General features: G+C 73.3%; 30 protein-coding genes and 9 pseudogenes. 5 read left to right on the top strand and 34 right to left on the bottom strand.

Annotated elements, in window-relative coordinates; translation table 11 throughout:
• Window positions 1–84 precede the first annotated feature (84 nt).
• Complete coding sequence (locus U6N30_RS21450) at window positions 85–360, top strand: hypothetical protein (RefSeq protein WP_324273890.1); 276 nt, start codon at window positions 85–87, stop codon at window positions 358–360.
• Window positions 357–749, top strand: coding sequence for a GntR family transcriptional regulator (locus tag U6N30_RS21455; RefSeq protein ID WP_324273891.1), 393 nt, complete (start codon window positions 357–359; stop codon window positions 747–749). The genes U6N30_RS21450 and U6N30_RS21455 overlap by 4 nt, the downstream gene beginning before the upstream one ends.
• Before the next feature lie 107 nt (window positions 750–856).
• Here U6N30_RS21455 and U6N30_RS21460 read toward each other — a convergent pair whose 3' ends face one another.
• The 8 genes and pseudogenes from U6N30_RS21460 to U6N30_RS34390 all read right to left on the bottom strand — a co-directional run bounded on the left by U6N30_RS21460 (window position 857) and on the right by U6N30_RS34390 (window position 5,387).
• Window positions 857–1,621 carry a cation diffusion facilitator family transporter gene (locus U6N30_RS21460; protein ID WP_324273892.1) on the bottom strand — a complete coding sequence of 255 codons (765 nt, stop codon included), beginning with the start codon at window positions 1,619–1,621 and terminating at the stop codon, window positions 857–859.
• Window positions 1,622–1,781: 160 nt separating this feature from the next.
• A pseudogene (locus U6N30_RS35635) lies at window positions 1,782–1,991 on the bottom strand (ArsR/SmtB family transcription factor); the annotation flags it as partial.
• Between the two features lie 74 nt (window positions 1,992–2,065).
• Complete coding sequence (locus tag U6N30_RS34380; RefSeq protein ID WP_422677966.1) at window positions 2,066–2,275, bottom strand: sigma-70 family RNA polymerase sigma factor; 210 nt, start codon at window positions 2,273–2,275, stop codon at window positions 2,066–2,068.
• A gap of 158 nt (window positions 2,276–2,433) precedes the next feature.
• Window positions 2,434–2,928: pseudogene (locus tag U6N30_RS34385) on the bottom strand (sigma-70 family RNA polymerase sigma factor); the annotation flags it as partial.
• Window positions 2,929–2,964: 36 nt separating this feature from the next.
• Window positions 2,965–3,734, bottom strand: a pseudogene (locus U6N30_RS21480) (tyrosine-type recombinase/integrase).
• Window positions 3,735–3,928: 194 nt separating this feature from the next.
• Complete coding sequence (locus tag U6N30_RS35640) at window positions 3,929–4,774, bottom strand: DNA-processing protein DprA (RefSeq protein WP_479690526.1); 846 nt, start codon at window positions 4,772–4,774, stop codon at window positions 3,929–3,931.
• Window positions 4,717–5,178 (bottom strand): annotated as a pseudogene (locus tag U6N30_RS35645) (DNA-processing protein DprA); the annotation flags it as partial. The gene U6N30_RS35640 and the pseudogene U6N30_RS35645, both read right to left, overlap by 58 nt.
• Window positions 5,175–5,387 (bottom strand): magnesium chelatase subunit ChlI family protein, encoded by a 213-nt coding sequence (locus U6N30_RS34390; protein ID WP_422677968.1) that lies wholly within the window; start codon window positions 5,385–5,387, stop codon window positions 5,175–5,177. The gene U6N30_RS34390 and the pseudogene U6N30_RS35645, both read right to left, overlap by 4 nt.
• A 6-nt stretch (window positions 5,388–5,393) precedes the next feature.
• Here U6N30_RS34390 and U6N30_RS21490 point away from each other — a divergent pair, with 6 nt between their 5' ends.
• Entirely contained in the window at window positions 5,394–5,777 is a 384-nt protein-coding gene (locus tag U6N30_RS21490) for a hypothetical protein (protein ID WP_324273895.1), read from the top strand.
• A 26-nt stretch (window positions 5,778–5,803) separates the two neighbouring features.
• Here the strand turns inward: U6N30_RS21490 and U6N30_RS21495 are convergent, their stop codons facing one another.
• From U6N30_RS21495 to U6N30_RS21620, 26 genes and pseudogenes are all read right to left on the bottom strand, one after another.
• Entirely contained in the window at window positions 5,804–6,019 is a 216-nt protein-coding gene (locus U6N30_RS21495; RefSeq protein ID WP_324273896.1) for a magnesium chelatase subunit ChlI family protein, read from the bottom strand.
• A 182-nt stretch (window positions 6,020–6,201) separates the two neighbouring features.
• Window positions 6,202–7,271 (bottom strand): annotated as a pseudogene (locus tag U6N30_RS34395) (YifB family Mg chelatase-like AAA ATPase); the annotation flags it as partial.
• A gap of 232 nt (window positions 7,272–7,503) precedes the next feature.
• Window positions 7,504–7,677 (bottom strand): annotated as a pseudogene (locus tag U6N30_RS21510) (YraN family protein); the annotation flags it as partial.
• 103 nt (window positions 7,678–7,780) lie between these two features.
• A pseudogene (locus tag U6N30_RS21515) lies at window positions 7,781–8,011 on the bottom strand (hypothetical protein); the annotation flags it as partial.
• Window positions 8,012–8,091: 80 nt separating this feature from the next.
• Window positions 8,092–8,472 (bottom strand): annotated as a pseudogene (locus U6N30_RS34400) (calcium-binding protein); the annotation flags it as partial.
• Between the two features lie 107 nt (window positions 8,473–8,579).
• On the bottom strand, window positions 8,580–8,900 hold the full coding sequence (locus U6N30_RS21520; protein WP_092196408.1) for a DUF2469 domain-containing protein: 321 nt from the start codon (window positions 8,898–8,900) through the stop codon (window positions 8,580–8,582).
• The gene (locus U6N30_RS21525; protein ID WP_324273898.1) at window positions 8,897–9,658 is read right to left on the bottom strand and encodes a ribonuclease HII; all 762 of its coding nucleotides are present in this window, start codon (window positions 9,656–9,658) and stop codon (window positions 8,897–8,899) included. Before U6N30_RS21525 ends, U6N30_RS21520 begins: the two co-directional genes overlap by 4 nt.
• A gap of 162 nt (window positions 9,659–9,820) precedes the next feature.
• Window positions 9,821–10,270, bottom strand: coding sequence for a response regulator transcription factor (locus U6N30_RS21530; protein ID WP_324273899.1), 450 nt, complete (start codon window positions 10,268–10,270; stop codon window positions 9,821–9,823).
• 527 nt (window positions 10,271–10,797) lie between these two features.
• Window positions 10,798–11,766, bottom strand: coding sequence for a signal peptidase I (gene lepB / locus U6N30_RS21535; protein ID WP_324273900.1), 969 nt, complete (start codon window positions 11,764–11,766; stop codon window positions 10,798–10,800).
• Window positions 11,767–11,808: 42 nt separating this feature from the next.
• On the bottom strand, window positions 11,809–12,165 hold the full coding sequence (rplS, locus tag U6N30_RS21540) for a 50S ribosomal protein L19 (RefSeq protein ID WP_324273901.1): 357 nt from the start codon (window positions 12,163–12,165) through the stop codon (window positions 11,809–11,811).
• A 148-nt stretch (window positions 12,166–12,313) separates the two neighbouring features.
• Window positions 12,314–12,799: an NUDIX domain-containing protein gene (locus U6N30_RS21545; protein ID WP_324278404.1), complete on the bottom strand. Its 486-nt coding sequence runs from the start codon at window positions 12,797–12,799 to the stop codon at window positions 12,314–12,316.
• A gap of 203 nt (window positions 12,800–13,002) precedes the next feature.
• A pseudogene (gene trmD / locus U6N30_RS21550) lies at window positions 13,003–13,557 on the bottom strand (tRNA (guanosine(37)-N1)-methyltransferase TrmD); the annotation flags it as partial.
• Window positions 13,554–14,069, bottom strand: coding sequence for a ribosome maturation factor RimM (gene rimM, locus U6N30_RS21555; protein WP_324273902.1), 516 nt, complete (start codon window positions 14,067–14,069; stop codon window positions 13,554–13,556). The gene rimM and the pseudogene trmD, both read right to left, overlap by 4 nt.
• A 41-nt stretch (window positions 14,070–14,110) precedes the next feature.
• The gene (locus tag U6N30_RS21560) at window positions 14,111–14,347 is read right to left on the bottom strand and encodes an RNA-binding protein (protein WP_324273903.1); all 237 of its coding nucleotides are present in this window, start codon (window positions 14,345–14,347) and stop codon (window positions 14,111–14,113) included.
• A gap of 3 nt (window positions 14,348–14,350) precedes the next feature.
• Window positions 14,351–14,638: a hypothetical protein gene (locus U6N30_RS21565; protein ID WP_324273904.1), complete on the bottom strand. Its 288-nt coding sequence runs from the start codon at window positions 14,636–14,638 to the stop codon at window positions 14,351–14,353.
• Window positions 14,617–14,844 (bottom strand): 30S ribosomal protein S16, encoded by a 228-nt coding sequence (gene rpsP, locus U6N30_RS21570; RefSeq protein ID WP_324273905.1) that lies wholly within the window; start codon window positions 14,842–14,844, stop codon window positions 14,617–14,619. Before rpsP ends, U6N30_RS21565 begins: the two co-directional genes overlap by 22 nt.
• Window positions 14,845–15,001: 157 nt before the next feature.
• Window positions 15,002–16,735: a proline--tRNA ligase gene (proS, locus tag U6N30_RS21575; RefSeq protein WP_324273906.1), complete on the bottom strand. Its 1,734-nt coding sequence runs from the start codon at window positions 16,733–16,735 to the stop codon at window positions 15,002–15,004.
• A gap of 151 nt (window positions 16,736–16,886) precedes the next feature.
• Window positions 16,887–17,909, bottom strand: coding sequence for an amidohydrolase family protein (locus U6N30_RS21580; protein ID WP_324278405.1), 1,023 nt, complete (start codon window positions 17,907–17,909; stop codon window positions 16,887–16,889).
• 57 nt (window positions 17,910–17,966) lie between these two features.
• Window positions 17,967–18,992, bottom strand: coding sequence for a hypothetical protein (locus U6N30_RS21585; RefSeq protein WP_324273907.1), 1,026 nt, complete (start codon window positions 18,990–18,992; stop codon window positions 17,967–17,969).
• On the bottom strand, window positions 18,935–19,543 hold the full coding sequence (locus U6N30_RS21590; RefSeq protein WP_324273908.1) for a signal recognition particle receptor subunit alpha: 609 nt from the start codon (window positions 19,541–19,543) through the stop codon (window positions 18,935–18,937). Before U6N30_RS21590 ends, U6N30_RS21585 begins: the two co-directional genes overlap by 58 nt.
• Window positions 19,544–19,612: 69 nt before the next feature.
• Window positions 19,613–19,789 carry a hypothetical protein gene (locus U6N30_RS21595; protein WP_324273909.1) on the bottom strand — a complete coding sequence of 59 codons (177 nt, stop codon included), beginning with the start codon at window positions 19,787–19,789 and terminating at the stop codon, window positions 19,613–19,615.
• 83 nt (window positions 19,790–19,872) lie between these two features.
• Complete coding sequence (locus tag U6N30_RS21600; protein ID WP_324273910.1) at window positions 19,873–20,409, bottom strand: hypothetical protein; 537 nt, start codon at window positions 20,407–20,409, stop codon at window positions 19,873–19,875.
• Window positions 20,397–22,106, bottom strand: coding sequence for a [protein-PII] uridylyltransferase (locus U6N30_RS21605; RefSeq protein WP_324273911.1), 1,710 nt, complete (start codon window positions 22,104–22,106; stop codon window positions 20,397–20,399). Before U6N30_RS21605 ends, U6N30_RS21600 begins: the two co-directional genes overlap by 13 nt.
• Window positions 22,107–22,120: 14 nt before the next feature.
• Window positions 22,121–22,261: a hypothetical protein gene (locus U6N30_RS21610; protein ID WP_324273912.1), complete on the bottom strand. Its 141-nt coding sequence runs from the start codon at window positions 22,259–22,261 to the stop codon at window positions 22,121–22,123.
• 94 nt (window positions 22,262–22,355) lie between these two features.
• Window positions 22,356–22,694, bottom strand: a complete 339-nt coding sequence (locus U6N30_RS21615) for a P-II family nitrogen regulator (protein WP_091980408.1) — start codon at window positions 22,692–22,694, stop codon at window positions 22,356–22,358.
• Window positions 22,691–24,022, bottom strand: a complete 1,332-nt coding sequence (locus U6N30_RS21620) for an ammonium transporter (protein WP_324273913.1) — start codon at window positions 24,020–24,022, stop codon at window positions 22,691–22,693. Before U6N30_RS21620 ends, U6N30_RS21615 begins: the two co-directional genes overlap by 4 nt.
• 328 nt (window positions 24,023–24,350) lie before the next feature.
• Between U6N30_RS21620 and U6N30_RS21625 the strand changes: the two genes are divergently transcribed.
• Both U6N30_RS21625 and cbiQ read left to right on the top strand, forming a co-directional pair.
• On the top strand, window positions 24,351–25,391 hold the full coding sequence (locus tag U6N30_RS21625; protein WP_324273914.1) for an energy-coupling factor ABC transporter permease: 1,041 nt from the start codon (window positions 24,351–24,353) through the stop codon (window positions 25,389–25,391).
• Between the two features lie 50 nt (window positions 25,392–25,441).
• Window positions 25,442–26,104, top strand: a complete 663-nt coding sequence (gene cbiQ, locus U6N30_RS21630) for a cobalt ECF transporter T component CbiQ (RefSeq protein ID WP_324273915.1) — start codon at window positions 25,442–25,444, stop codon at window positions 26,102–26,104.
• The last annotated feature ends 18 nt before the right edge of the window (window positions 26,105–26,122 follow it).

The raw sequence follows: 26,122 nt of genomic DNA on the forward strand, positions 1-26,122 counted from the left end.
GGCCGTGGTCGTCCTGTCGGGATTGCTGCTGGCCGGGCTCGCGCTGCGGTGGGTGGTGCACCGCCCCGCTCCGGCGGCGACACCGTGCCCGACGACGCGCTCCGCCGGCAGGCCGCCGAGGCCGTGGCGGCGGGCTGTGGCTTGCTGGTCGCGGTGCCGTCGGGCGGGGTCGCCTTCGTCGCCGCGCACGCCCTGGGCAACCTCGACTGCGCGCCGGGCTGGTGGAGCGTGCCCACGGTGGCGCTCGGGCTGCTCGTCCCCGCCATGGGGGCGCTCGCCGCGTGGTGCGCCACGGTCCTGGTGCTCCCGGCGCGCGCCGGGGTGCCGGCCGCCGTCGGTCGCGGTCCGGCGGCCCGGTGACCGCCCCGTCCCTGCGGGTCGTGACGACCGACCCGACGCCGCCGTACGAACAGCTCCGCCGACAGCTCGCCGAGCTGATTGCATCCGGCGTCCTCGGCCCGGACGACCGGCTGCCTCCGCTGCGTCAACTGGCTGCCGACCTCGGCCTGGCCCTCGGAACGGTCGCACGGACCTATCGCGAACTGGAGGCTGCCGGCCTCGTGACGTCGCGCCGGGGCGGCGGCACCCGCGTGGCCGCGTCGGCGGCCCGGCGGTCACCGGCGGAGGCGCGGCGCAGCCTGCGCGAACAGGCCGAGGCGTTCGTGCGGCACGCCCGGCTCCTCGGCGTCAGTGACGACGACGTGCGGCGGGTCGTCAGCGAAGCCCTCCGGCCGGCCGCCCAGAGCTGACGAGAACTGGCCGGTGGTCCGCTTCGACGTGGCAGACACCCGGCCCCCTGTCGCGAAGCGGCGTGAAGCCTTGCGCCCGGCAGCCGCGCCGACCCGATCGGACGTCGTCAGCGGGTTCCCGGAGGCCGGGCGATGTCGACGGTCTGCGGTCCTGGCGTGACCTCGGGGTCGCAGCAGGAGTTCGAGCCGGCATCGGCGCAGCCGCACCCGTCGTCGGCGCCCCGGGCGTCGTCGGTGTGGCCGGGCGCGCAGCAGCCCTCGCCCTTCCACGCCTCGACGCCCTCCCGGACCGCCACAGCGGCGATGATCAGCCCGGCGATCGGGTCGGCCCAGCCCCACCCCAGCGTCGCGTTGAGCAGGAGGCCGACGAGGAGCACCGCGGAGAGGTAGGTGCAGAGCAGCGTCTGCGTGGAGTCGGCGACGACCGCCTGCGAGACCAGAGCACGGCCGGTTCGCCGCTGTGCCCAGGACAGGAAAGGCATGACGAGCAACGAGGCGGTCGCGAGGCCGATGCCGACCGGCGAGGGCTCCGGGTCAGCACCGAGGACGAGAGCTCGCAAGGACTCCACCGTCACGTAGGCCGCGAGGGCGAAGAACGACAGGGCCATGAGCCGCAGCGCCTGCCGCTCCCGGGACTCCGGAAGCCGGTGCCGGAACTGCCACAGGATGATCAGCCCACTGGAGACCTCGACGACCGAGTCGAGGCCGAAACCGATCAGGGCGACCGATCCCGCGGCGACGCCGGCGGTGACCGCGATGATCGCCTCGACGACGTTGTAGCTGACCGACGCGCCGGCCAGCAGGCGTGCGCGACGGCCGAGCCGGGAGCGCTCGGACGCCGTCAGGGTCGGGTGCGCGTGCACGGCGGTCACCGCCCCGCCTCCTCGCCGTAGGCAGGGCAGAGGACGACGGCGTCACCGGTGACCGCGAGCAGCCGCTCGGCGGCGGCGAGCAGGTCGAGCAGGTGAGGGCGGTGGCCAGCGACCACATGGACGCGCGCCCCCGGGGCCGGGAGATGGCCAGGCCGCAGTCGCGCAGGCAGGCGAGGTGCGCGGAGACGGTGGACTGCGCCAGGCCCAGGTGGGCGGTCAGGTCGGCGACCTTGTGCTCTCCCAGTGCGAGGTGGCGCAGGATCGCGAGGCGAGCGGGGTCGCCGAGGCTGCGGAACATGCATGCCGCCGCCGACAACGCAGCGGTCTCGTCGCATGCCGACCGGGCAACGCCTGGATCCGCCAATTTCATCGTCACGCGGCGATGATAGCGCTCGGACGCGATGCAACTCTCGCAGTCGTCGATCCTCCGGACGACCTCAGGCGTCAGGCGATGTCGGCCAGCTTCGTGCGCAGGTGCAGCACGGCCTTGGTGTGCAGCTGACAGATCCGGCTCTCGGTCACACCCAGCACCCGGCCGATGTCGGCCAGGGTGAGCCCCTCGAAGTAGTAGAGGCTGACGACGACCTTCTCCCGCTCCGGCAGCTGCTCGACGGCGCGGGCCAGCAGCTGGCGCGCCTCCCCGTGCTCGGCCATGGCCTGGGGGTCGAGGGCGCTGGAGTCCTGGAGGGTGTCGCCGAGGCGGGGCGAACCCCGTCGTCGTCGGTGAGCAGCTCGTCGAGGGCGACGACGTTGACCAGGGACAGCTGGCCGAGGAACTTGCGGATGTCCTCGACATCCATGTCCATCTCGTCCGCGACCTCTTCGTCGGTCGGGGTTCGGTGCAGCTTGGCCTCCAGCTCGGCCACGGTGCGCTCGAACTGACGGGCCTTCATGCGGACCGACCGCGGGATCCAGTCGGTGTTGCGCAGCTCGTCGATGATCGCGCCGCGGATGCGCGCCATCGCGTAGCTCTCGAACTTGACCTCGCGGGTCGGCTCGAAGCGGGTGATCGCGTCGATCAGACCGAAGGTGCCGTAGCTGACGAGGTCGGCCTGCTCGACGTGCGCGGGCAGGCCGCTGCCGACCCGGCCGGCGACGTACTTCACCAGCGGTGCGTAGTGGAGGATCAGCCGGTCCCGCAGCCCGGCGTCCCGCCCGGCGACGTAGTCGGTCCACAGCTGGACGAGCAGCGCGTCCGTGTCCTCGCGGGACTCGTCGTACTCGTCCAGCCGGTGGATGGTGGCCTCAGGCACGGTCGCGCTCCTCGGTACTGGTGGTCGGTCCTGCCATGTGGTCCTGCCCGTCATGACTGCCGCCGATCGTCCCGGCTGGCAGTCACTCTCTCAGGCACGGGGATGCGCTTGCGCATGCACCGCACGGAGCCGCTCGACCGTCACGTGCGTGTAGATCTGGGTCGTCGCGAGGCTAGCGTGGCCGAGCAACTCCTGGACCGACCGCAGGTCCGCGCCCCCTCGAGCACGTGGGTGGCCGCGCTGTGCCGCAGGCCGTGCGGTCCGATGTCCGGAGCGCCGTCCGTTCCGGCGACCACGGCGTGGACTGTCCGCCGGACCTCGCGGGCGTCCAGTCGGCGGCCACGCCGGCCGAGCAGCAGCGCGGGCCCGGAGTCCGGGGTCGCGAGTGCGGGCCGGCCGCGGGTGAGCCACGCGTCGAGGGCGACTTCGGCAGGGACGCCGTAGGGGACGCTGCGCTGCTTGTTCCCCTTGCCGAGGACCCGCAGCAACCGGCGGCCGCGGTCCACGTCGTCGACGTCCAGCCCGACCAGCTCGCTGACCCGGATCCCGCTGGCGTAGAGCAGCTCCATCACCACCGCGTCGCGCAGCCCGATCGGCTCGTCGGCACCGGAGGTCGACTCGACGACCGCACGCGCCTGGTCAGGGGCGAGCACACCCGGCAGCGTGCGGTGCGCCTTGGGGCTGACCAACCGCAGTCCGACGTCTTCCGGGGTGAGCCCGGCCCGGCGCAGCCAGGCCGTGAACGACCGGGCCGACGCCGCGTGGCGGGCGGTCGTGGCGCGGCTGTGCCCGCGGGCGCGCCCTGCGCCAGCCAGCTGCGCAGGGTGGCCAGGTCGAGGTCGTGCACCTGTGCTCCCCACGCCGGTACAGATGGTCGAGGAGGGCGACTGCGTCCGTCACGTACCCGCGGACGGTGTGGTCCGACAGGTCGCGCTGGGTGCGCAGGTGGGCCTCGTAGCCCTCGAGTGCCGCGGCCAGCGGGGACGGCAGCGCCGCCCGCACCTCCGCTGTCCCCGTGGTCACCCGGGAACCGTCCGACGGCGACCCCCACCCGTCAAGCCGCCGCGCCGGGACCTCCCCACCGCCCGGGAGGTGCCGCCAGCCGCCACCCGGTGCCCGTCCACTCCACCAGGTCGGCCAGTTCGAGGGCCGGGAGCACGCGGAGCACCTCCAGGGCGTCGCAGCCGGCGATGGCGGCCAACCGCTCCGGGCTGACCCCCGTGCGCACCGGGCAGGCGTCCAGCACCCGGGCCGCGAGGTCGCTGAGCCCGTCCCGCGGCGACGACGGCCCCGACACCGGCGGAGCGAGGTCGTCGCCGATCCGCCCGACGGCCTCGATGACCTGCGCCGCCGAGGTCACGAGCACTGCGCGCAGGTCCTCGTCGCGGAGCAGCTCGTGGCATCCCACGCTCATCGCCGACGTCACCGGTCCGGGCACGACCAGGACCTGGCGACCGAGACCCTGCGCTCGACGCGCCGTCGCCTGGGCCCCGGATCGGGCGGCCGCCTCGACGACGACGGTTCCCCGCGTCAGCGCGGCGATCAACCGGTTGCGGACCAGGAACCGGTGCCGCAGCGGCGCACACCCGGGCGGCCACTCGCTGACCAGCAGGCCGGTCTCGGCGATTCGGTGGAACAGCGCGCCGTGGGCGGCCGGGTAGGGCCGGTCCACCCCGCAGGCCAGGACGGCGAGCGTCGCGGCTTCCGCGGCCAGCGCTCCCCGGTGTGCTGCGCCGTCGATCCCGAAGGCGCCGCCCGAGACCACCGTCCAGCCCCGTTCCCCAGCTGGTGCCCGAGCTCGCCCGCCACGTGCTCGCCGTACGCGGTGGAGGCACGGGACCCGACGATCGCCACCGAACGGTCGACCAGCTCGTCCAGGCGTGCCGTGCCGCGCACCCACAGGGCGAGTGGCGGCACAGGAGCCTTCGTGCGGTCCGACTGCCCGGCCGGCTCGACCGGTTCGCCGCTCAGAGCGAGGGTGAGCGCGTGCAGCGGCAGCGCCGGCCACTCGTCGTCCTCGGGGACGACGAGCCGGCCGCCGCAGCGCTCGGCGCGCATCAGGTCGGTCAGGGTCGCGTCCTGCTCGGCCCGCGCGCCGACCAGCGATCGGATCCGCTCCGGGGCCCGGCCCGAGCGGATCCGGCGGACGGCCTGGACGGGGCCGACGTCCTCGACGTAGCGCCAGACGTCGATCGTCCCCGGCTCGACGGCGCGGCTCAGCCACGCCCGGGCCCGACGCAGGCCGGGCGTCGGCGCACCCGCGCCAGCGGCCGCGGCCTCCTCGAGGTCCTCGTCGAGGCTCATGCCGCCGCCCGCTGCAGCCGCAGGCCCAGGGCCTCCGCGACGTCGTCGGCACAGGGGACCGCGTGCCCCGCCAGGTCGGCGAGCGTCCACGCGACTCGCAGAACACCGGTTCGGCAGTCCTCCTGTCTGCACCTGGCCGGGCCTCCCCGACTCCGCCGGTGTTGACCTGCACCGCGTGTCACCTGGGCGTCGCGGCGGACGGTCATCATGAGCGGATGAGCGAACCCTTCTCCGTCCTGAGGTGCGCCGTCCTGGTCGACGCATGCGAAGACCTCGCCGGGGTTTGGGTGGCGTGGTGGCACGCCAACGGGCTCTTCCCCGACATGGCGATCAGCGATCGCCTTGCACTGGCTGAGCGGGTGGTCCGAGACCTTGTCGATGCGGACCTGGTTTCTCTTCACCGCGGGGCCTGGGATGGCACCTTGCCCTCGTCCGACGGGGCAACGCTCGTCCCGATCCAGCGTCACGACGTTCCGGCGGTTCTGAAGACGTATGACGTCTGGGTTCCGAGCGATCTCGCCGATCCCGTGGTCCTCGTCCTCACGGAACGCGGGGAGGTGGAGGCGGATATCTGTCGGGACGGACACAGCCAGCACTGATCGCATCAGCGACCGCGGATTGCTGGTCATGCCGCCGCTCGCTGCAGCCGCATGCCCAGGGCCTCCGCGACGTCGTCGGCACAGGGGACCGCGCGCCCCGCCAGGTCGGCGACGGTCCAGGCGACGCGCAGGACCCGGTCGAACCCGCGGACGGAGAGCGCGCCCCGCTCCAGCGCGCGCTCGGCCAACCCGAGGGACGAGCGCGGCACCGCCCAGCGCTCCCGGAGCAGCCGGCCGGGCACCTGGCTGTTGACCGAGAAGCCGGTGCCTGCGAGCCGCTCCCCGCCGCGACCCGGGCGGCGGCGACCCTCCGGGCCACCTCGGCCGTCGTCTCGGGTGTCGCGAGACCGTCGAGCCAGGCGGCGCGCGTGACCGGCGGCAGATCGACCCGCAGGTCGATCCGGTCCAGCAACGGCCCCGACAACCGGGACCGGTAGCGCCGCCGCTCCAGCGGGCTGCAGGTGCACGCGGTGTCGCCGGCAGCGCTCGCGCAGGGGCAGGGGTTGGCGGCCAGCACCAACTGGGCGCGGCAGGGGAACGTGGCCGAGCCGGCCGCGCGCTGGATCGTCACCTGTCCCCGCTCGAGCGGCTGCCGGAGCGTGTCGAGCACAGCGCGGGGGAACTCGGGCGCCTCGTCCAGGAAGAGCACCCCGCGGTGGGCCCGGCAGACGGCGCCGGGCCGGATCTGACCCGACCCACCGCCGATGAGGGCGGCCATGGTGGCGGAGTGGTGCGGCGCCTCGAACGTCGGCCGGGTGACCAGCGGCGCTCCCGGCGGCAGGGTCCCGGCTACCGAGTGGATGGCGGTCACCTCGAGCGCCGCGTGCTCATCGAGGGCGGGAGGAGACCCGGCAGCCGCTCGGCGAGCATGGTCTTCCCCGCCCCCGGAGGACCGGCGAGGTACAGGTGGTGCCCGCCCGCGGCCGCCACCTCGACGGCCCGCCGTCCCGCCGCCTGCCCGACGACGTCACCGAGGTCGAGCGGCGGTGGGAGCTCCGGCAGCGGGCCACGGACGTGCGCGGTCAGCCGCTCACGCCCGGAGAGGTGGGCGAGGACCTCGCCGAGCGTGCGCGCGGCGAGCACCTCGACGCTGTCGACCAGCGCAGCCTCCTCGGCATTGGCAGCGGGTACGACCACGTGGGCATGACCGGCCCGGGCTGCGGCGAGGACGGCGGGCAGCACCCCGCGGATGCCGCGCACCGATCCGTCGAGGCCCAGCTCACCCAGGAGCACGAGCCGGTCGACCGACTCCGGTGGGACCGTCCCGGACGCCGCGAGGACCGCCGCGGCCAGGGCCAGGTCGAACCCGCTTCCCTGCTTGGGCATCGAGGCCGGCGAGAGCCCGATCGTGATCCGCCGCTGCGGAAAGCTCGCGCCCGCGTTCACCACCGCGGCCCGGACGCGGTCGACGGACTGGCGCACCACCGCGTCGGGAAGGCCGACCAGCGCCACGTGGGGCACGCCGTTGGCCATGTCCACCTCGACCTCCACCATGGCGCCGTGCACGCCGGCGAGGCCGACGGACCAGGTGCGGGCGAGCGTCACAGGAAGGCCGCCCGGAGGTGTGTGACGAGCGCCGGCCGCGCCGGGCGCACCAGGACGCCGACGACGTCGAAGCGCAGCTCGGGGGCGTGCTCGTCGTGGACCGCGAGCCAGCGGTGGGCCAGGTGCGCAGCCGGCGCTGCTTGGTGGGGGTCACCGCCTCCACGGGATGGCCGAAGCCGACGCCCCGCCGCGTCTTCACCTCGCAGAAGACCAGGGCGTCGCCGTCGCGGGCGACGATGTCGAGTTCACCCTCGCGGCAGCGCCAGTTGCGGTCGAGCACCCGGAGGCCGCGGTCGATGAGGAAGGCGACGGCGATCTGCTCGCCACGGAGGCCGAGCTCGGTAGTGGTGGACACGGACCGACCCTCACCGGTCCGGTGGCCCCCGGGCAGGAGGCCACCGGATCTGTGGAGAGCGGATCGCCCTGTGGACGACCAGGTGAGGAGGTCCTGCGGGCGATCAGGCCTCGATCGAGTCGCTGACGTCGCAGTCGAGGCCGGAGTCGGTTCCCGAACCGCCCTGGCAGGTGTCGCGTGCGGGCCCGGGCAGCGGCACGCCCGGCGGCGGCGGCGGCGAGTCGGGCGGGATCTCGCCGAACAGTGCGTCGTTCCCCGAGCCGCCCCGGAGCACATCGGCGTCGAAGCCGCCCGCTGCGAAGTCGTTCCCGGAGCCGGCATCGATCGTGTCGCGACCGAAGCCCCCTGGATGACGTCGTCCCCGGAGCCACCGTCGCCGACATCGTTGCCGACGGCCAGCGCGAGGAAGTCGTCGCCGGACCCTCCGGACACCCGGTCGTTCCCGGGGCCGGACAGCACCTCGTCGTTCCCGGAGCCGGCGTCGATCACGTCGTTGCCACCCGCCGCGCCGACGTTGCCGAAGAAGGTCGACGTGTCACCGAGGATCAGGTCGTCCCCGGAACCGCCGTGGATCACGTCGTTGCCCAGCCGGCCGCAGATGGCGTCGGGGCCGCTGGTGCCCCGCAGGACGTCGGAGCCGTTGGTCCCGATGATCACGTTGTACTGGCTGAGGTCGATATCAGGCGGCACCGCGCAGTCGGGCGGGACCGCCGGCGACGCGGCCATCGCCGGTGTCGCGGCCACCAGGGGTGCGACGACGATCGTGAGACCGAGCAGAACTCGTGTTGCGCGCATGGGATTCCCTCCGATTCGCGGGCCGGAACCCAGACCGTAGGGATCTCGCAGGATGCCGACAATCAGCTGCTGCGCGGCGCACGAAACGGCCTCACGTGCGCGGCCGATCAGGTGATCCGCGGGTTCTCCGGCAGCTCGAGGTCGGGCTTGTCGAGTTCCTCGACGTTGACGTCCTTGAACGTCAGCACCCGCACGTTGCGCACGAAGCGGGCCGGCCGGTACATGTCCCAGACCCACGCGTCGGAGAGCTTCAGCTCGAAGTAGACCTCGCCCCCGGCCTCACGAACCTGGAGGTCGACGGAGTTGGCGAGGTAGAACCGCCGCTCGGTCTCCACCACGTAGGTGAACTGGCGGACGATGTCCCGGTACTCACGATAGAGCTGCAGCTCCATCTCGGTCTCGTACTTCTCGAGGTCCTCGGTGCTCATCGAACCTCTCCGGGGACGGGGCCCAGCGCTGGGGACGGCGAGAAGGGCATGGCCCCATCATCGACCATCGCGGCCACGCCGGTCAGCCGGGCCGCCCGCGCGGCGAAGGAGTCGCGCGCGCTGCGGACGTTGACGAACCGCATCCGGTGCTCGGGGCACGGTCCGTGCCGCTCCAGGGCGGCGCTGTGCACGTCGGTGATGTAGCCCTTGTGGCCGGCGAAGTCGTACTGCGGCCACTTCTCGTGCAGCTCGAGCATCATCCGGTCGCGGGTGACCTTCGCCAGCACGGAGGCGGCCGCGACGCACGCGGCCACCCGGTCGCCCTTCCAGACCGCCAGGCCCGGACGGGTCAGACCGGGCACGGGGAAGCCGTCGGTGAGGACGTAGTCCGGGGAGGGGTCCAGGGCGCTGACCGCGCGCCGCAGCGCCTCGATGTTGGTCACGTGCATGCCCCGGGCGTCCAGCTCACCGACCGGGATCACGACGACCGACCAGGTGAGCGCCCGCTCGACGACCTCTGCGTAGACCCGCTCGCGGGCGGCCGCCGTCAGGAGCTTGGAGTCGGCCAGGCCGGGCACCCGGCCGCGTCGACCGGACGGGAGGACGCAGGCGGCGGCCACCAGCGGACCGGCACAGGCCCCTCGGCCGGCCTCGTCGGCCCCGGCCACCACCTCGAACCCGCGCCGGCGCAACGAACGCTCCATGTCCCACAGCGCGTCGGGACGCTCATCCTCGGCGATCGAGCGCCGGGCGCGCACGGCCGCACTCGAGGTCGAGTGCGTGGGGCGCGTGGGTCGGGGGCCATCGCCGTCCGACACTACGACGACACCGCGACGCTCCGGTCGCCGACACCGGCCGGAACGGCAGAACGGGCCGGCCCCGGGTGGGGCCGGCCCGTTCTGCCGGAGGAAGAGTCGAGATCAGATCTCGGCGAGCCCCATGTCGGGGCTGGACAGGTCAGTCTCGGCCTGGGCGGCCGAGGACAGACCGTGGGCACCGCAGGTGCAGCCGGGCTGCCGGTTGGACAGCACCAGGGAGACCGCGTGGGCCCGGTCGCGGGCACCCAGCTTGCGCAGGATTGCCTTGACGTGGGACTTGACGGTGTCCTCGCTGATGAAGAGGTTCCGCCCGATCTGCCGGTTGGACTGGCCGAGCAGCAGCTCGTCGAGCACGTCGGACTCGCGCCGGGTCAAGGGCACCTCGGGCGTGAAGGGCTTCGCCGGCGGGATGGCCGACGGCTCGACCCGACGGATCTGCGGATCGACGACGGTCCGGCCGGCACGGGCGGCCAGGATCGCCCAGCCGAGCAGCGTCGGCGAGGTGTTGAGCATGAGGTAGCCGCGGACGCCGGCAGCGAGGGCCTCGTTCACGACCGAGGGTCCTCGGAGGTGGCGAGGGCGACGATCGCGACACGGGGAAGCGGCGGCGCAGGTCGCGGCAGGCGTTGAGGGTGGCGGCCAGACCGGAGCCGAGCTCCACGACGACGGCGTCCGGACGGGCCGACTCGGCCAGCGTCAGGGCGCGGCGCAACTCGCCGGGCGTCCCCACCGACTGCATGCCGGCGGTCTCGTTGATCATGCTGACCAGACCGCGGCGCAGGACGGGCGCATCAGCGAGGAGGAGCACACGGGTGACCCCGCGGACATTGCTCGCCATAGGTGCAGACACAACTGACTCCGTTTCGACTCCGGGAACTTGCAATGTCTCCATCGGAAGGGTGAAACGGTTGCTTGAATACTTTTTCGATCTTTTCTTGATTGCTACTGGGAAGCGAGCAATGGTCCAGTCGCCGTCCCACGCGTAACAGCACGACGCGCAGCAGTCGCACGACGGAAAGGCGCCGCCCTGGTCAGGGCGGCGCCGGGGTCCGTCAGGAGCAGGCAGGGAATGGCGGCAGTCAGGCCGCGCCGGCTCGACGCCGGTGCAACCACGCGGTGATCGGGAGGGCGCCGGCCACCCCGATGGCCCACGGCGCCACGGCCGACGGGGTCACCGTCGACCCGGTCAGACCGGCCCGTTCGGCCGCGGCAGCCTCCGCGGCCTGGATGTCGGGCGAATCGAGCAGTCCGAACCGGCTCACCGGCCAGACGATGACCGATGCCTTGCCGATGACGTCGTCGACGCCGATCGTGCCGCCGTACTGGTCGCTCACGTGCGACCGGGAGTCGGCCGAGGCGGAGCGGTGGTCACCCATCACCCAGAGCCGGTCCTCCGGCACGGTCACCGGACCGAAGGCCCGGTCCTCGATGGGTGTGTTCTCGAAGATGTAGGGCTCGTCCAGCGGTTCGCCGTCGACGGTCAGCCGGCCCTCGGGATCGCAGCACTGGACGGTCTGGCCCTCGACGGCGATGACCCGCTTGACGAAGTCGTCCTCGCTCGGCGGCGCCACGCCCACGGTGCGCCCGAGCCAGAGCATCGCCCCGGAGAACCAGGTGGTCGGCTCCGCGACCGAGACCTCCGGCGTCCAGGTGTCAGGGCCTTTGAAGACGACGATGTCGCCGGGCTCGGGCTCGCCGAACCAGTACGGCACCTTGTTCACCAGCACGCGGTCACCGGTGCACCCCGTGCAGCCGTGCAGCGTCTGCTCCATCGACCCCGACGGGATGAAGAAGGCCTGGACGAAGAAGGTCTTGACGATCAGCGCGAGCACGAACGCGATCAGCAGGAGCACCGGCAGCTCGCGCAGCAGGGAGCCCTTCTTCGCGGGCTTCTCGCGACGCGCGCGGCGCGAGCCCCGGCCGGCCGCCTCGTGGGTCGTGGAGTCGTCGTCCCCGTGGTCGTCGCCCGGAACGACGCCGGCGGGCCCCCGGTCCGATCGCTGCTCATCAGGGAGCAGCCTACGGCCCGGCGGACCCGCCGCGAGCACAGCCGGTCGTGACCGGCTGTCAGCGTGTCAGCGCACGGTCACTCAGCGAGCGACCGCGTCGCGCTTCTCCTTGATCTTGGCAGCCTTGCCGCGCAGTTCACGGAGGTAGTACAGCTTGGCGCGGCGCACGTCGCCGCGGGTCAGGACCTCGATCTTCTCGACCACCGGGGTGTGTACCGGGAAGGTGCGCTCGACGCCGACGCCGAAGCTCACCTTGCGCACGGTGAAGGTCTCGCGGATGCCGCCGCCCTGGCGCCGGATGACCACGCCCTGGAAGACCTGGATACGCGAGCGGGTGCCCTCGACGACGCGCACGTGCACCTTGACGGAGTCACCCGGGCGGAAATCGGGGATGTCGTCGCGCAACGAGTCGGCGTCGAGTGCGTCCAGGGTGTTCATCTCGGCAGTCCTCAGTCTCAGATGGCTCGTTCTCGGTGCGGACAGCGGAACGCCCCGGCTGTCCGGTCCCGGGGAGCTGCGGCTCCTGCGGAGGAGCTCCCACCGGCGGCGCCGGAGGTCTGCAGCAGCTCTCTACTGTGCCACATCTTCAGGCGACGATGCGCGGCGGCCCCGTCCACGGGCCCGCGAGCAGCTCCGGCAGCCGATCGGCGAGGTCGCCCGGCGCGAACGCCTCCTCGCTCGTGGCGATCTCGGCGGCCGACCACCAGCGGTGCGGTTCCTCACCCAGCAGCTCGAGCTCCGTGCGCCCCCGGGGGTCCACCTCGTGGACGACGTCGCGCAGGACGAAGAAGGTCTCCCGGGAATCGATGTCGATCCCCGCGAAGGCCCCCACGTGGCGGCGCAACCACACCGGCCCCTCGAGGTCGGCCGGGCCCACGAGCAGGCCGATCTCCTCCTCGAGCTCCCGGACGGCGGCCTGGTGCAGGCTCTCGCCGTCCTCCACTCCCCGCCGGGCGTGTACCAGAACAGGACGTCCCCGGGCGGCACGGCGGGGTCGGTGAGGCGGGCGCCGAGCAGGAGCACCCGCCCCGCCGGGTCGAGGACCACGACCCGGGCGGTCGGCCGGACCCACGCCCGGTCAGGCACCGTCGAGCAGGGTCCGGTCGGCGTCGGTGAGGGCGGCCGGGGAGAGCAGGTCGGGACGCCGGGCGGCCGTGCGCCGCAGCGACTCCGCGCGCCGCCACCGGGCGATCGCGGCGTGGTCGCCCGAGAGCAGGACGGGGGCACGTCGTGGCCGCGCCAGGACGCGGGGCGGGTGTAGGAGGGGCCCTCCAGCAGCCCGTCGGCGTGCGAGTCGAATTCGACGGACTCGCGGTTGCCCACGACGCCGGGCAGCAGCCGGGTGACCGCCTCGACCATCACCAGGACCGCGGACTCACCGCCGGCCAGCACGTAGTCGCCGATCGAGACCTCCGACACGGGGCCGGCGTCGGCGGCCCAGTCGGCCACCCGCTGGTCGATGCCCTCGTAGCGGCCGCAGGCGAAGACGAGCCCCGGTTCGGCGGCCCACTCCGCGGCCGTCGTCTGCGTGAACGGGCGGCCCGCGGGCGTGGGCACGACCAGCCGCGTCCCCGGCAGGCGCACCGCCTCGAGCGCCAGCGCCCAGGGCTCCGGCTTCATGACCATGCCCGGGCCGCCGCCGTACGGGGCGTCGTCCACGGTGCGGTGCACGTCGTCGGTCCACTGCCGCAGGTCGTGCACTCCGATGGACACCAGGCCACGTTCGGCGGCCTTGCCCAGCAGCGACTGGCCCAGCGGGGCGAGGTACTCGGGGAAGATCGTGACGACGTCGACGCGGAAAGGCGCGCGCTGTGCCACCGGGTCGCTCACAGCTCCAGGAGTCCCTCGGGCGGGTCGAGGAGCACGAAGCCCCCGGCGAGGTCGACCGTGGGGACGATCGCCGATACGAAGGGCACCAGCGCCTCGCCGCCGTCCGTGCGGCGCAGGACCAGCAGGTCCTGGGCCTCGTGCCGGACCGCGGTCACCTCGCCGACCACCGAGCCGTCGGCCAGCCGCGCGGACAGGCCCACGAGCTGGTGGTCGTAGTAGGAGTCGGGTTCGTCGATCTCCGGGAGATCGGCCACCGGCACCAGCAGGAGGGTGTTGCGCAGGGCGTCGACGTCCTCGCGGGTGCCGTAGACGTCACCGGTCGGCGCGGCGACCTGCAGCAGCAGTGTGCCGCTGTGCCAGCGCTTGTCCACGACGGTGAGCGGACCGCGCTTCGGCGGATCGGTGATCAGCACGTTGCCCGGGGCGAACCGGTCGTCGGGGTCGTCCGTGCGCACCTCGACGGTGGCCAGGCCACGGACACCGTGGGGTCGGCCGATGCGGCCGACCACCACGGTGTCGGTGTCGTGCGGGGATCCCGGCAAGGGAGTCGTGCTCAGCGCCCGTCGGTGTCGACGACGTCGACCCGCAGGCCGCGCCCGCCGACGCCGGTCATCACCTGGCGCAGCGCCTTGGCGGTGCGCCCGCCGCGGCCGATGACCTTCCCGAGATCGTCGGGGTGCACCCGGATCTCGAGGGTCTTGCCGCGGCGGTTGGCGAGCAGATCGACGGTCACCTCCTCCGGGTGGTCGACGATGCCCTTGACCAGGTGCTCGAGCGCGTCTTCGAGCACGTCTTACTCGGCAGGCGTCTCTGCGGGAGCGTCCGCGGCGGGAGCCTCGGTCGCAGCCTCAGCGGCGGGGGCCTCGGCAGCCGGCGCCTCGTCGGCAGGAGCGGCCTTCTTGGGGGCGGCCTTCTTCTTGGCGGTGGTCGCGTCCGTCGTCGGCTCGTCCATGCCCGCGCGGACGGCGGCCTCGTAGAGGGCCTTCTTGTCCGGCTTGGGCTCGGCGACCCGCATCGGGGCGGGAGCCGGCTCGCCCTTGAACTTCTGCCAGTCACCGGTCACCCGGAGGATGGCGGCCACGGCCTCGGTCGGCTGGGCGCCGACGCCGAGCCAGTAGGCGGCGCGCTCGGCGTCGACCTCGATGAAGGAGGGTCCTCCTTCGGGTGGTACTTCCCGATCGTCTCGATCGAACGACCGTCACGCTTGGTCCGGGCGTCGGCGACGACGATGCGGTAGTACGGCGCGCGCATCTTGCCCAGGCGCATGAGCTTGATCTTGGTGGCCACGGTGGGTGGTGTACTCCTCGAACGCTGTGTGGTTGCTCGCCGGGCGACGTGTGGGGTTACGCCGGGGCGGAGCGATGGACACGGTCGGAAACGGTGAGAGGGCCGCGCCCGCCGTGTTCGACCCGCCATTGTGCCAGACGGACGGACGGGCCTCTGCTCAGCCTTTGACCGCCGCCAGCACGCGGGCGCCGGCGTCGGCGACCGGCACCTCCTCGCGCTCGCCGGTCCTCCGGTCGCGCACCTCGATGACGCCCTCGGCCAGGCCGCGGCCGACCGTGACGATCGTCGGCATGCCGAGCAGCTCGGCGTCCTTGAACTTCACCCCCGGTGAGACCTTGGGCCGGTCGTCGTAGAGCACGGTGAGCCCGGCGGCGACCAGCTCGGCGGCCAGCGCCTCGGCCGCCTCGAACACGGCCGCGTCCTTGCCGGTGGCGACGAGGTGCACGTCGGCGGGTGCCACCTCGCGCGGCCAGACGAGGCCCAGCTCGTCGTGGGTGGACTCGGCGATCGCGGCCACGGCCCGGGAGACCCCGATGCCGTACGAGCCCATGGTGACGGTGACGAGTTTGCCGTTCTCGTCGAGCACCTTGAGGTCGAGCGCCTCGGCGTACTTGCGGCCCAGCTGGAAGATGTGCCCCATCTCCACGCCTCGGGCGAGCTCCAGCGGGCCGGACCCGTCGGGCGCGGGGTCGCCGGCCAGCACCTCGGCGGCCTCGATGACGCCGTCCCAGGTGAAGTCACGCCCGGCCACGAGGTCGAACACGTGCTTGCCGGGCTCGTTGGCGCCGGTGATCCAGCGACTGCCGGGCACCACGCGTGGGTCGACGAGGTAGCGGATCTTCGACTCAGCATCCGCGCCGAGCACCTGGGGGCCGATGTACCCTTGACCAGCCCCGGGTTCCCGGCGAAATCGGTGAACGGCTCGACCTCGGCGGGGGCGACCTGCGCCTCGAGCCGCTTGGCGTCGACCTCCCGGTCGCCCGGCAAGCCGATGACCAGCGGCTCCCGGCTGCCGTCGGGGTGCACGAGCGTGACGACGACGTTCTTCAGCGTCGACGCGGCGGTGTACCCGGCATCGGGGAACATCTGCTGCGCGACGGCGACCAGCGTCTCGATGGTCGGGGTGTCGGGGTGTCCTCGACGTGCGCCTCGGGCAGCCCCCGAGCGGGATCGCGTCGGGGACGACGGTCGACACCGCCTCGACGTTGGCCGCGTAGCCGCCGGCCGACCGGACGAAGGTGTCCTCCCCGATCGACGTGGGGTGCAGGAACTCCTCGCTCTTCGAGCCACCCATGGCGCCCGACATCGCCGAGACGATGACGTACTCCAGCCCCAGCCGGTCGAAGATCTTGATGTAGGCGGCCCGGTGCGCGGCATAGGAACGGTCCAGGCCGGCGTCGTCGACGTCGAAGGAGTAGCTGTCCTTCATCGTGAACTCGCGGCCGCGGAACAGGCCCGCCCGGGGCCGCGCCTCGTCCCGGTACTTCGTCTGGATCTGGTACAGGGAGAGCGGCAGGTCCTTGTAGGAGCCGTAGAGGTCCTTCACCAGGAGCGTGAACATCTCCTCGTGCGTGGGGCCGAGCAGGAAGTCGTTGCCGCGGCGGTCCTTGAGCCGGAACAGGTTGGGCCCGTACTCGGTCCACCGGTTGGTCGCCTCGTAGGGCTCGCGGGGCAGCAGCGCGGGGAAGTGCACCTCCTGCGCGCCCATCGCGTCCATCTCCTCGCGGACGATGCGCTCGACGTTGCGGAACACCCGGAAACCCAGCGGCAGCCAGGTGAACCCGCCGGGCGCGGCGCGGCGGATGTAGCCGCCGCGCGCGAGCAGGCGGTGGCTCGGGACCTCGGCGTCGGCCGGGTCGTCACGCAGGGTCCGCAGGAACAGGGTCGACATCCGCAACAGCACGGCAGGAGTGTCCCAGGAGGCCGCAGCAGGACCTACGGGGCCCAGGAGAACACCGTCGTCCCTCACGGTTTCGGGTCCTCCCCACGGTCGACCGCGAGGGAGGACCCCTGGTGATCAGGGAACCTGATCATCAGGGGTCTCAGCCGAGGATGCGGCCGCCGAGGATCGTGAGGCCGGGCCGGGAGAGGACGTCGAGGTCGGCGAGCGGGTCGGCGTCGAAGACGACCAGGTCGGCCGGTGCGCCCTCCTCGATGCAGGGCAGTCCGAGCCAGGCCCGCGCGGACCAGGAGGCCGCGGCGAGCGCCGCCGCTGCCGGGAGGCCGGCCTGGTGGAGCGCCCTGATCTCGTCGGCGATCCGGCCGTGCTCGATCCCTCCGCCCGCGTCGGTACCGGCGAACACCGGGACGCCGGCCTCGTACGCCGCCCGCACGACGGCGCCGGCGTCGGCGTAGAGCCGCCGCATCGTGCTGGCGTAGGCGGGGAACTTCTTCTCCCCTGCGTCGGCGAAGCCCGGGAAGTTCTCGACGTTGACCAGCGTCGGGACGACGGCGGTGCCGCGGGCGGCCATCTCGCCGACGAGCTCCTCGGTCAGGCCGGTGCCGTGCTCGATGCAGTCGATGCCGGCCCGGATCAGGTCCGGCAGCGCGTCGGTGCCGAAGGTGTGCGCGGTGACCCGGGCACCCGCCTCGTGCGCGGCGCCGATCGCGGCCTCCAGGGCCTCGCGCGGCCACTCCGGTGCGAGGTCGCCCACGGACCGGTCGATCCAGTCACCCACGAGCTTCACCCAGCCGTCGCCCCGACCGGCCTGCACGCGGACCTCCGCGGCCAGGTCCTCGGGCTCGAGCTCGACGCCGAGGCCGGGGATGTAGCGCCGGGGGCGGGCGATGTGCCGCCCCGCCCGGATGATGCGGGGCAGGTCCGGTTCGTCGTCCAGGGCCCGGGTGTCGACCGGCGAGCCGCAGTCGCGCAGCGCCAGCACTCCCGCCGCCCGCTCGGCGAGCGCCTGCTCCCGCAACCCCTCGAGGTCGGTGACGTGCGCCCCGCCGGCCCCGATGCCGACGTGGCAGTGGGCGTCGACCAGGCCCGGGAGCAGCCAGCCCCGGTGCTGACCGTCTCGGCGCCGGGCACCGGCTCGAAGGTGAACCGCCCCTCGCGCACCCAGACGTCGTGGTACTCCCCTCGGGGAGCACCACGCCGGCGAGGTGGAGCGGCTGCGCGCTCACCGGCCGGGCCGGTCGTCCTTGAACTGGTCGAAGTTCAGCTTGGTCAGGTCGGGCATCCCCTGACCCATGCCGGGCGGCAGCTGGGGCATCCCGCCGGGCAGGCCGCCACCCGGGAAGCCGGCGCCCGGAGGTAACCCCGGGGCGCCGGCGGGCCGCCGCGCGGGCCCACCCTTGGCCTTGCCGCCCTTGCCCTTCTTGCCCTTCTTGGACTGGGCCTGCATCTGACGGCCACGCTGCTTCTTCGACATGGGGCCCACGCCCGGCAGGCCCATGCTGCCGGCCATCTGGCTCATCATCTTCTGCGCCTGGACGAAGCGCTCCAGCAGCTGGTTGACGTCGGTCACGCTGACGCCGGAGCCGTTGGCGATCCGGACCCGCCGCGACGCGTTGATGATCTTCGAGTTGGCCCGCTCGGCCGGGGTCATCGACTGGATGATCGCCGCGGTCCGGTCGAGGTCGCGGTCATCGACCTGCTTGAGCTGCTCCTTCATCGCCCCCGCGCCGGGGAGCATGCCGAGCAGGTTGGCGATGGGGCCCATCTTGCGGATGGCCATCATCTGCTCGAGGAAGTCCTCGAGGGTGAAGCCCTCCCGGGAGGCCAGCTTGCCGGCCATGCGCTCGGCCTGGTCGGCGTCGAACGTCTTCTCGGCCTGCTCGATCAGCGTCAGCACGTCGCCCATGCCGAGGATGCGCGAGGCCATCCGCTCGGGGTGGAAGACGTCGAAGTCGGTGAGCTTCTCGCCGGTCGACGCGAACATGATCGGCTGGCCGGTCACGTACCGGACCGACAGCGCCGCACCACCACGGGCGTCGCCGTCGAGCTTGGTCAGGACGACGCCGCTGAAGCCGACGCCCTCCTGGAACGCCGTCGCGGTGTTCACGGCGTCCTGACCGATCATCGCGTCGACCACGAACAGCGTCTCGTCGGGCTGCACGGCGTCGCGGATGCCGGCGGCCTGGGCCATCAGCTCGGCGTCGATGCCGAGGCGGCCGGCGGTGTCGACGACGACGACGTCGTGCATCGTCCGGCGGGCGTGCTCGATGGAGTCGGCGGCGACCCGGATCGGGTCACCGACGCCGTTGCCCGGCTCGGGGCGTACACGTCCACCCCGGCCTGCCCGGCCACGATCGAGAGCTGGTTGACGGCGTTGGGGCGCTGCAGGTCGCAGGCAACGAGCAGCGGGGCGTGCCCCTGCTCCTTCAGCCAGCGCCCGAGCTTCCCGGCCAGCGTCGTCTTTCCGGAGCCCTGCAGGCCGGCGAGCATGATCACCGTCGGCGACTGCTTGGCCAGGCGGATCCGGCGGGTCTCGCCGCCGAGGATGCCGATGAGCTCCTCGTTGACGACCTTGATGACCTGCTGGGCCGGGTTCAGGGCGCCGGAGACCTCGGCGCCCCGCGCGCGCTCCTTGACGGACTCGATGAAGGCCCGGACGACGGGCAGCGCGACGTCGGCCTCCAGCAGCGCGATGCGGATCTCGCGCGCGGTGGCGTCGATGTCGGCGTCGGTGAGCCGACCCTTGCCACGCAGGCCGGTGAAGACCTTGTCCAGGCGGTCGGAGAGGGTCTCGAACACAGCACGTCCTCAGCAGTTGTCACGGGCGCGGGAGACCCGCGCCACCTGACCCCAGGGTATCGACTGCTGCTACGCCGCGATGCGGGTGCGCACGACGTGGCTCACCACGGACAGCTCGCCCAGCACCACGGCCGAGCCGCAGTCGACGCACGCCCACTCGGGGCAGTCGCCGCCGTCGTCGGTGTGCCCGTCGGCGCACGGGGGCTGCACGAACACGGTCAGCTCCCCGCACGGGGGCAGGGCCACAGCCGGCTGTCCACGTGGGCTCCTCTCGGCAGGGGGACCGTTCCGTCCCCGTCCGCTCGACCGTCGCACGCCCTACCGACAGTTCACCGGAACCGACCCGGCGTGTCGGCCTTGCGGGACTCGCCGGCAACTCCTCCTCCGACCGTCGCGGAGACGAGCGCGTCGTCGACCCGCCGGCGCTGCTCGGGTTCGACCGGAGAGCCCGAGGGGTTGCACACGTAGAAGCAGTCGACCGCATCGGCGCCCAGGGTCTCGATCCGGGCGGAGGTCACGTCCAGCCCCTCCTGCGTGATCGCCGAGGTGAGCCGGTAGAGCAGACCCGCGCGGTCGCTGGCCCGCACCTCGACGATGCCGGTCGCCGCGCCGCTGACCTCGCTGTTGTGCCAGGAGATGCGCGGGGGCGCGCTCCGGCTGCCGTCCTGCCGGTAGTCGGCCTCGCGCTGCCGCAGCCGGTCGGCGAGCGGCAGCGTCCCCTCGAGGGCCGCCCGGACGGCGTCGGCGAGGATCTCCGGCACCGGAGCACGGCCGAAGCGCGGGCGGACGGCGAAGACACCGGTGCCGTAGCCGTCGGCCACCGACATCTTGGCCGCGCGGACGTCGAGCTGGTTCAGCGCCAGCACCCCGCGCACGTGCTGAGCAGCCCCGGTCGGTCGGGGGCCCCGATGGTCACCTGCTGGCCGTCGGCGACGTCCTCGATGCCGACCGTCACCGATCCCTCCGCCCCGGCGGTGCTCAACGGGCGCGCGGTCACCTGGGCCTCGCTGGGGTGCAGCACCGGTTCCGGCTCCGGACCGGCGGTCCCGCGCAGGCGCCCCTGGACACGCGCGACCAGGGCGGCGACCAGGTGGGCCTTCCAGGGGGACCAGGCCGACGCACTGGTGGCTGCGCCGTCGGCCTGGGCGAGGGCGTGCAGCAGCTGGAGGACGGCGGGGTCGGAGCCGATGGTCACCGCCACCCGGTCGATCGTCGCGGGGTCGTCGATGTCCCGCCGCGTGGCCGTCGCCGGGAGGAGCAGGTGGTGGCGCACGAGGATGGCCACCACGGCGACGTCGGACTCGGAGAAGCCCATCCGCCCGGCGATCTCCGCCGCGATGGGCTCGCCGACCTCGCTGTGGTCGCCAGGCCAGCCCTTGCCGATGTCGTGGAGCAGCGCCGCGACGAGGAGCAAGTCGGGACGGTCGACGTCGCGGGTGAGCTCTGCTGCGGCCGCGGCTGCCTCGACCAGGTGCCGGTCCACCGTGAAGCGGTGCCACGGATGCCGCTGCGGCAGGGAGCGGACGCGGTCCCACTCCGGGATCAGTCGCGCGAGCAGCCCCTCCTGGTCCAGCTGCTCGAGGACCGGGACGGCGGACCGCCCGCTGGCCAGGAGCCGCAGGAAGGACCAGCGGACCTCGGCGGGCCACGGCTCGGGCACCGGCGGGGTGTGCACCGCCAGCACCTTCAGCGTGTAGGGCGAGAGCAGCAGGTCGGCCCGCGCCGCGGCGGCGGCGGCGCGCAGCAGCAGGCCCGGGTCGGCGGCCGGCCGGGCACCCTGCGCCAGCACGACCTCGTCCCCCTGCCGGACGACACCCTCGGCGAGCGGCTCGCGCCGCACCCGCCGGTACCGGCCGCGGGGACGGCGGACCAGCGTGGCCTCCACCCGGCGCCACGTCTCGTCGGCGACGAAGGCCAGTCGTCGCCCGGCGAGGCTGACCTCGCGCAGGAGCGCATCCTCGTCGGGCAGGCCGAGGGCCACCGAGACCGGGCGCTGCTCCTGCCGGACCAGGAGGTCGTGCGGCCGGCCGGTGCGCCGGCGGAGCTCGTCGCGCACGTCGAGCAGGAACGCGTACGCCCGCTCCAGCTCCGGTCCCGGCTCGTCCCCGAGCTGGGCGGCGGCGACCGCACGCAGGACCTGCCCCTCCCGGAGCCCGCCGTAGGCCTCCTTGAGGTCGGGCTCGAGCAGGAACGCCAGCTCTCCCACCTGACGTGCGCGCTCGCGGCGCAGGTCGCGCAACTGCGGCAGCAGCTTCGACGCCGACTGCCGCCAGCTGGCCAGGGTCGCGGTGCGCAGCCGTGCGGCCAGGTCCGCGTCACCGGCCACGAGGCGGGCGTCGAGGAGGCCCAGACCGGCCTTGACGTCGGTGGAGGCGACCGCGATCGCCTCGGACACCGAGCGCACCGAGTGGTCCAGGCGCAGGCCGGTGTCCCAGACGGGGTACCAGAGCGCGTCGGCGATGGCGGCGATCTCCGGCCGGCCCTCGTGGACGAGCACGAGGTCGAGGTCTCCCTGCGGCGGGAGCTCCCGCCGGCCGAGGCTGCCCACCGCGACCAGCGCCACGCCGTCGGTCCCGGTCAGCGGTGGGGTCCGCCCCGGCGCGCCTTCGGCGGGGGCGTGCCTGCGACCGCGTCGGCGAGCAGACCGCCCAGCCAGGTGTCGATGGCCCGGACCCGCTCCGAGCGGGTCAGACCGGGCAGTGCCTCGAGGTCGAGCACGGACGCCCCTCGGAACGGCGTCGACCGGGGTGGCGGTGGATGCCACCACCCCGGCCGACGGAGTGATCAGTGCGGGAACTCGACGGCCCCGCGCCTAGAGCGCGTCGTCGCCGCGCTCACCGGTGCGGACCCGGACGATCTCGTCGATCGTCGTCACCCACACCTTGCCGTCGCCGATCTGGCCCGTCGAGGCGGCCTCGACGACCGCATCCACGACCCGGGCGGCGTCGAGCTCGCTGACGACGACCTCGATGCGCACCTTCGGGACGAAGTCCACCTGGTACTCCGCGCCCCGGTAGACCTCGGTGTGGCCACGCTGACGGCCGAAGCCCTGGACCTCGCTCACGGTGAGACCGGCCACGCCGATCAGCTCGAGGGCGTTCTTGACGTCGTCGAGCTTGAACGGCTTGACGATCGCGGTGACGAGCTTCATGCCCGGCTTCCTTCCGTGCTACGGGCCTCGGCGCGAGCCTGGCCGGCCAGTGGTGCAGTGGAACCGCTGCTGCCGAGCGAGGCGAAGTCGTAGCCCGACTCTGCGTGCACGACGTTGTCGATGCCGGCGACCTCGTCCTCCTCGGTGATGCGGAAGCCCATCGTCTTCTGGATGACGATGCCGATCACCAGCGTAAGGATGAAGGAGAAGGCCAGGACGGCGACCGCCCCGACGACCTGGCGCCACAGCTGGTCGACGCCGCCGCCGTAGAAGAGTCCGTCGACACCCGCCGGGGAGGCCGCCGAGCCGAGGAAGCCGATGGCGATGGTGCCCCAGAGCCCGCCGACGAGGTGGACGCCGACGACGTCGAGCGAGTCGTCGTAGCCCAGCGTGTACTTCAGGCCCACGGCCAGGGCGCACAGCACACCGGCGATCGCGCCGAGGATGATCGCCCCGATGGGCGAGACCGCGTTGCAGGCCGGGGTGATGGCGACCAGGCCGGCGACGACACCGGAGGCCGCGCCCAGCGACGTCGAGTGGCCGTCGCGGAACTTCTCGACGATCAGCCAGCCCAGGACGGCGGCGGCCGTGGCGGCGAGCGTGTTCACCCAGGCGACCGACGCGGTGTTGTTGGCGGCCAGCGCCGAGCCGGCGTTGAAGCCGAACCAGCCGAACCACAGCAGCCCGGCGCCGATCATGACCAGCGGCAGGTTGTGCGGCCGCATGGCCTCGCGGCCGAACCCGCGACGCTTGCCGAGCACGAAGGCCAGCGCCAGACCGGCCGCACCGGCGTTGATGTGCACCGCGGTGCCGCCGGCGAAGTCCAGGGCCAGCAGGTCGTTGGCGATCCAGCCGCCGACCACGTCGTCACCGTCGAAGGCGAACACCCAGTGGGCGACCGGGAAGTACACGACCGTCGCCCAGACGCCGGCGAAGACCATCCAGGCGCCGAACTTGGCGCGGTCGGCGATCGCACCGGAGATGAGGGCGACGGTGATGATGGCGAAGACGGCCTGGAAGCCGACGAACGCCATGACGGGCAGGCCGCCCTCCTCACTGGTGGTGTCCTCCATCAGGCCGTTCAGCCCGAAGAACTCGCCGGGGTTCCCGAGCAGACCGAGGCCGACGTCGTCACCGAAGGCCATGGAGTAGCCGTAGAGAACCCACAGGACGCTGATCAGTGCCAGCGCCCCGAAGCTCATCATCATCATGTTCAGCACGCTCTTCGCGCGGACCATGCCGCCGTAGAAGAGCGCGAGACCTGGCGTCATCAGCAGCACGAGGGCCGCGCTGGTGAGGATCCAGGCGGTGTCGCCGGTGTTGACCACGGCAACCTCCTGAGTGGGTCGTCGGCCTGCGGCCGGTGCGGGAATCCGACGCTCGGACGAGCGGCGACGTGGCGTTCACCGTGCCGTCGTCGTGTTTCCGGGGCGTTCGTCGTCGCGTTTCGGCGCGGTGAACTCCGCGCCGCGTGTCCCGCCCCCGCGTTGCGGCCGTGTTGCCGACGCTCGTCCGGGTGAGCCGCTGCACGCCGCGGGCACCGCCCGGGCGAGCCAGTTGCGAACGATGTGCAATAAGGTGCTCGTGGCGGACGGCCTGCAACGCCGGCCTCCGACGACCGTGCGTCCACCGACGCTCAACCGCCCAGGAGGCACCGTGCACGTTCCCGACGGGTTCCTCGACGCCCCCACCTCCGTGGCGACCGGCGTCCTCGCCGCCGGAGCCGTCGCCGTCGCGCTGCGCAAGGCGCGCGAGGAGCTCGACGACCGCACCGCGCCCATGGCCGGCCTCACCGCCGCCTTCGTCTTCGCGGTGCAGATGGTGAACTTCCCGGTCGCGGCCGGCACCAGCGGCCACCTCATCGGCGGCGCGCTGACGGCGCTGCTGGTGGGCCCGTGGACGGCGGTGCTGAGCATGACCGTCGTCCTGCTCGTCCAGGCGGTGCTCTTCGCCGACGGCGGGCTCACCGCGCTGGGCACCAACGTCACGCTGCTCGGCGTGGTCGCGGTGGTGGTCGGCTACGGCATCGTCCGGGCGCTCACCGCCGTCCTGCCGCGCACCCGCACCTCGCTGCTGGGCGCCGCCGGGATCGGCGCCTTCCTGTCGGTCCCGGTGGCCGCCCTGGCCTTCGTGGGCCTGTTCGGCCTCGGCGGGGTCGCCGACGTCCCGCTGGGCACCGTGGCGGGGGCGATGACCGGCGTGCACCTGCTCATCGGCCTGGGCGAGGCGGCGATCACCGTGGCCGTCCTGGGTGCCGTGCTCGCCGCCCGGCCCGACCTCGTGCACGCCGCGGGTCACCTCCGGAAGGACGCCGCTCTGGACCGCCGTCCCGGGCTCCAGCCGGCGGGGCCGCCCGATGAGCCGCCGTCGCTGGTTCTGGGTCGCCGGCATCGTGGTGACCCTGCTGGTCGCGGCCGTCCTGAGCGGCTTCGCCAGCTCCTCCCCGACGGCCTGGAGCGGGCCGCCGAGGACGCCGGGTTCGGGCACACCGCCGAGGACAGCGCTGTGGCCGGGTCACCCCTGGCCGACTACGCCCTCGGTGGCCAGGACGGCGCGTTGTCCGGCGGGGCCGCGGGAGTCATCGGGGTCGTCGTGACCCTCGTGCTCGCGGGGGCCTGGCGCTGGTGGTCCGTCGCCGCGGACGTCCCACCGCCCCGGTCCGCGACTGACGTGGCCGCCGCCCCTGCGGGGCCCTGAGCGCCCGGTACGTCGCCGGCACCAGCCCCGTCCACCGGCTCGCGCCACAGGTGAAGCTCGTCGCCGTGCTGGCCTTCGCCCTGGTCGTCGTCGCCACCCCGGTGCACGCGCCGTGGGCGCCGGTGGTCTACGCCGGTGACCTGCTGCTGGTCCTCGCGGTCGCCGCCACGGCCGGCATCGCGACCGGCCGGCTCGCCCGCGGGCTCGTGGTCGAGATCCCGTTCGTGGCCTTCGCCCTCCTGCTGCCCTTCGTGGCCCGCGGGCCGCGGGTGGAGGTGCTCGGGCTGTCCCTGTCCGAGAACGGGCTGGCCACGGGCGGGGGCATCCTGGCCAAGGCCACCGTCGCCGTGCTCGCCGCGACGGTGCTGGCCGCCACGACCGAGCCCCGCGAGCTGCTCCGTGGGCTGGAGCGGCTCCGGCTCCCGCAGCTGCTGGTCCAGATCCTGATGTTCATGATCCGCTACGCCGACGTCGTCGGTGGCGAGCTGCAGCGCATGCGCGTCGCCCGGGAGTCGCGCGGGTTCCGGGCGCGACACGTGGGCGCCCTGCGGGTGCTGGGCCCGGCGGCCGGTGCGCTGTTCGTGCGGTCCTACGAACGCGGCGAGCGGGTGCACCTGGCGATGCTGTCCCGCGGCTACACCGGCCGATTGCCGCAGGGCGCGAGCAGCGCCCCCGGCGGCCGGCAGTGGGCGACGGGGCAGCCCTGCCGCTGACCGCCGGGCTCCTGCTGC

The organism is Blastococcus brunescens (assembly GCF_035320885.1).
Lineage (GTDB): Bacteria > Actinomycetota > Actinomycetes > Mycobacteriales > Geodermatophilaceae > Blastococcus_B > Blastococcus_B brunescens.

Excerpts from the sequence above, each read along its gene's own strand:
- U6N30_RS21520 (WP_092196408.1), bottom strand. The coding sequence starts at position 8,900 with ATGAGCACCGAGGACCTCGAGAAGTACGAGACCGAGATGGAGCTGCAG.
- U6N30_RS21490 (WP_324273895.1), top strand. The coding sequence starts at position 5,394 with ATGAGCGAACCCTTCTCCGTCCTGAGGTGCGCCGTCCTGGTCGACGCA.
- U6N30_RS21585 (WP_324273907.1), bottom strand. The coding sequence starts at position 18,992 with ATGCACGACGTCGTCGTCGTCGACACCGCCGGCCGCCTCGGCATCGAC.
- U6N30_RS21615 (WP_091980408.1), bottom strand. The coding sequence starts at position 22,694 with ATGAAGCTCGTCACCGCGATCGTCAAGCCGTTCAAGCTCGACGACGTC.
- U6N30_RS34380 (WP_422677966.1), bottom strand. The coding sequence starts at position 2,275 with ATGGCCGAGCACGGGGAGGCGCGCCAGCTGCTGGCCCGCGCCGTCGAG.
- rplS (WP_324273901.1), bottom strand. The coding sequence starts at position 12,165 with ATGAACACCCTGGACGCACTCGACGCCGACTCGTTGCGCGACGACATC.
- proS (WP_324273906.1), bottom strand. The coding sequence starts at position 16,735 with ATGTCGACCCTGTTCCTGCGGACCCTGCGTGACGACCCGGCCGACGCC.
- U6N30_RS34390 (WP_422677968.1), bottom strand. The coding sequence starts at position 5,387 with ATGATGACCGTCCGCCGCGACGCCCAGGTGACACGCGGTGCAGGTCAA.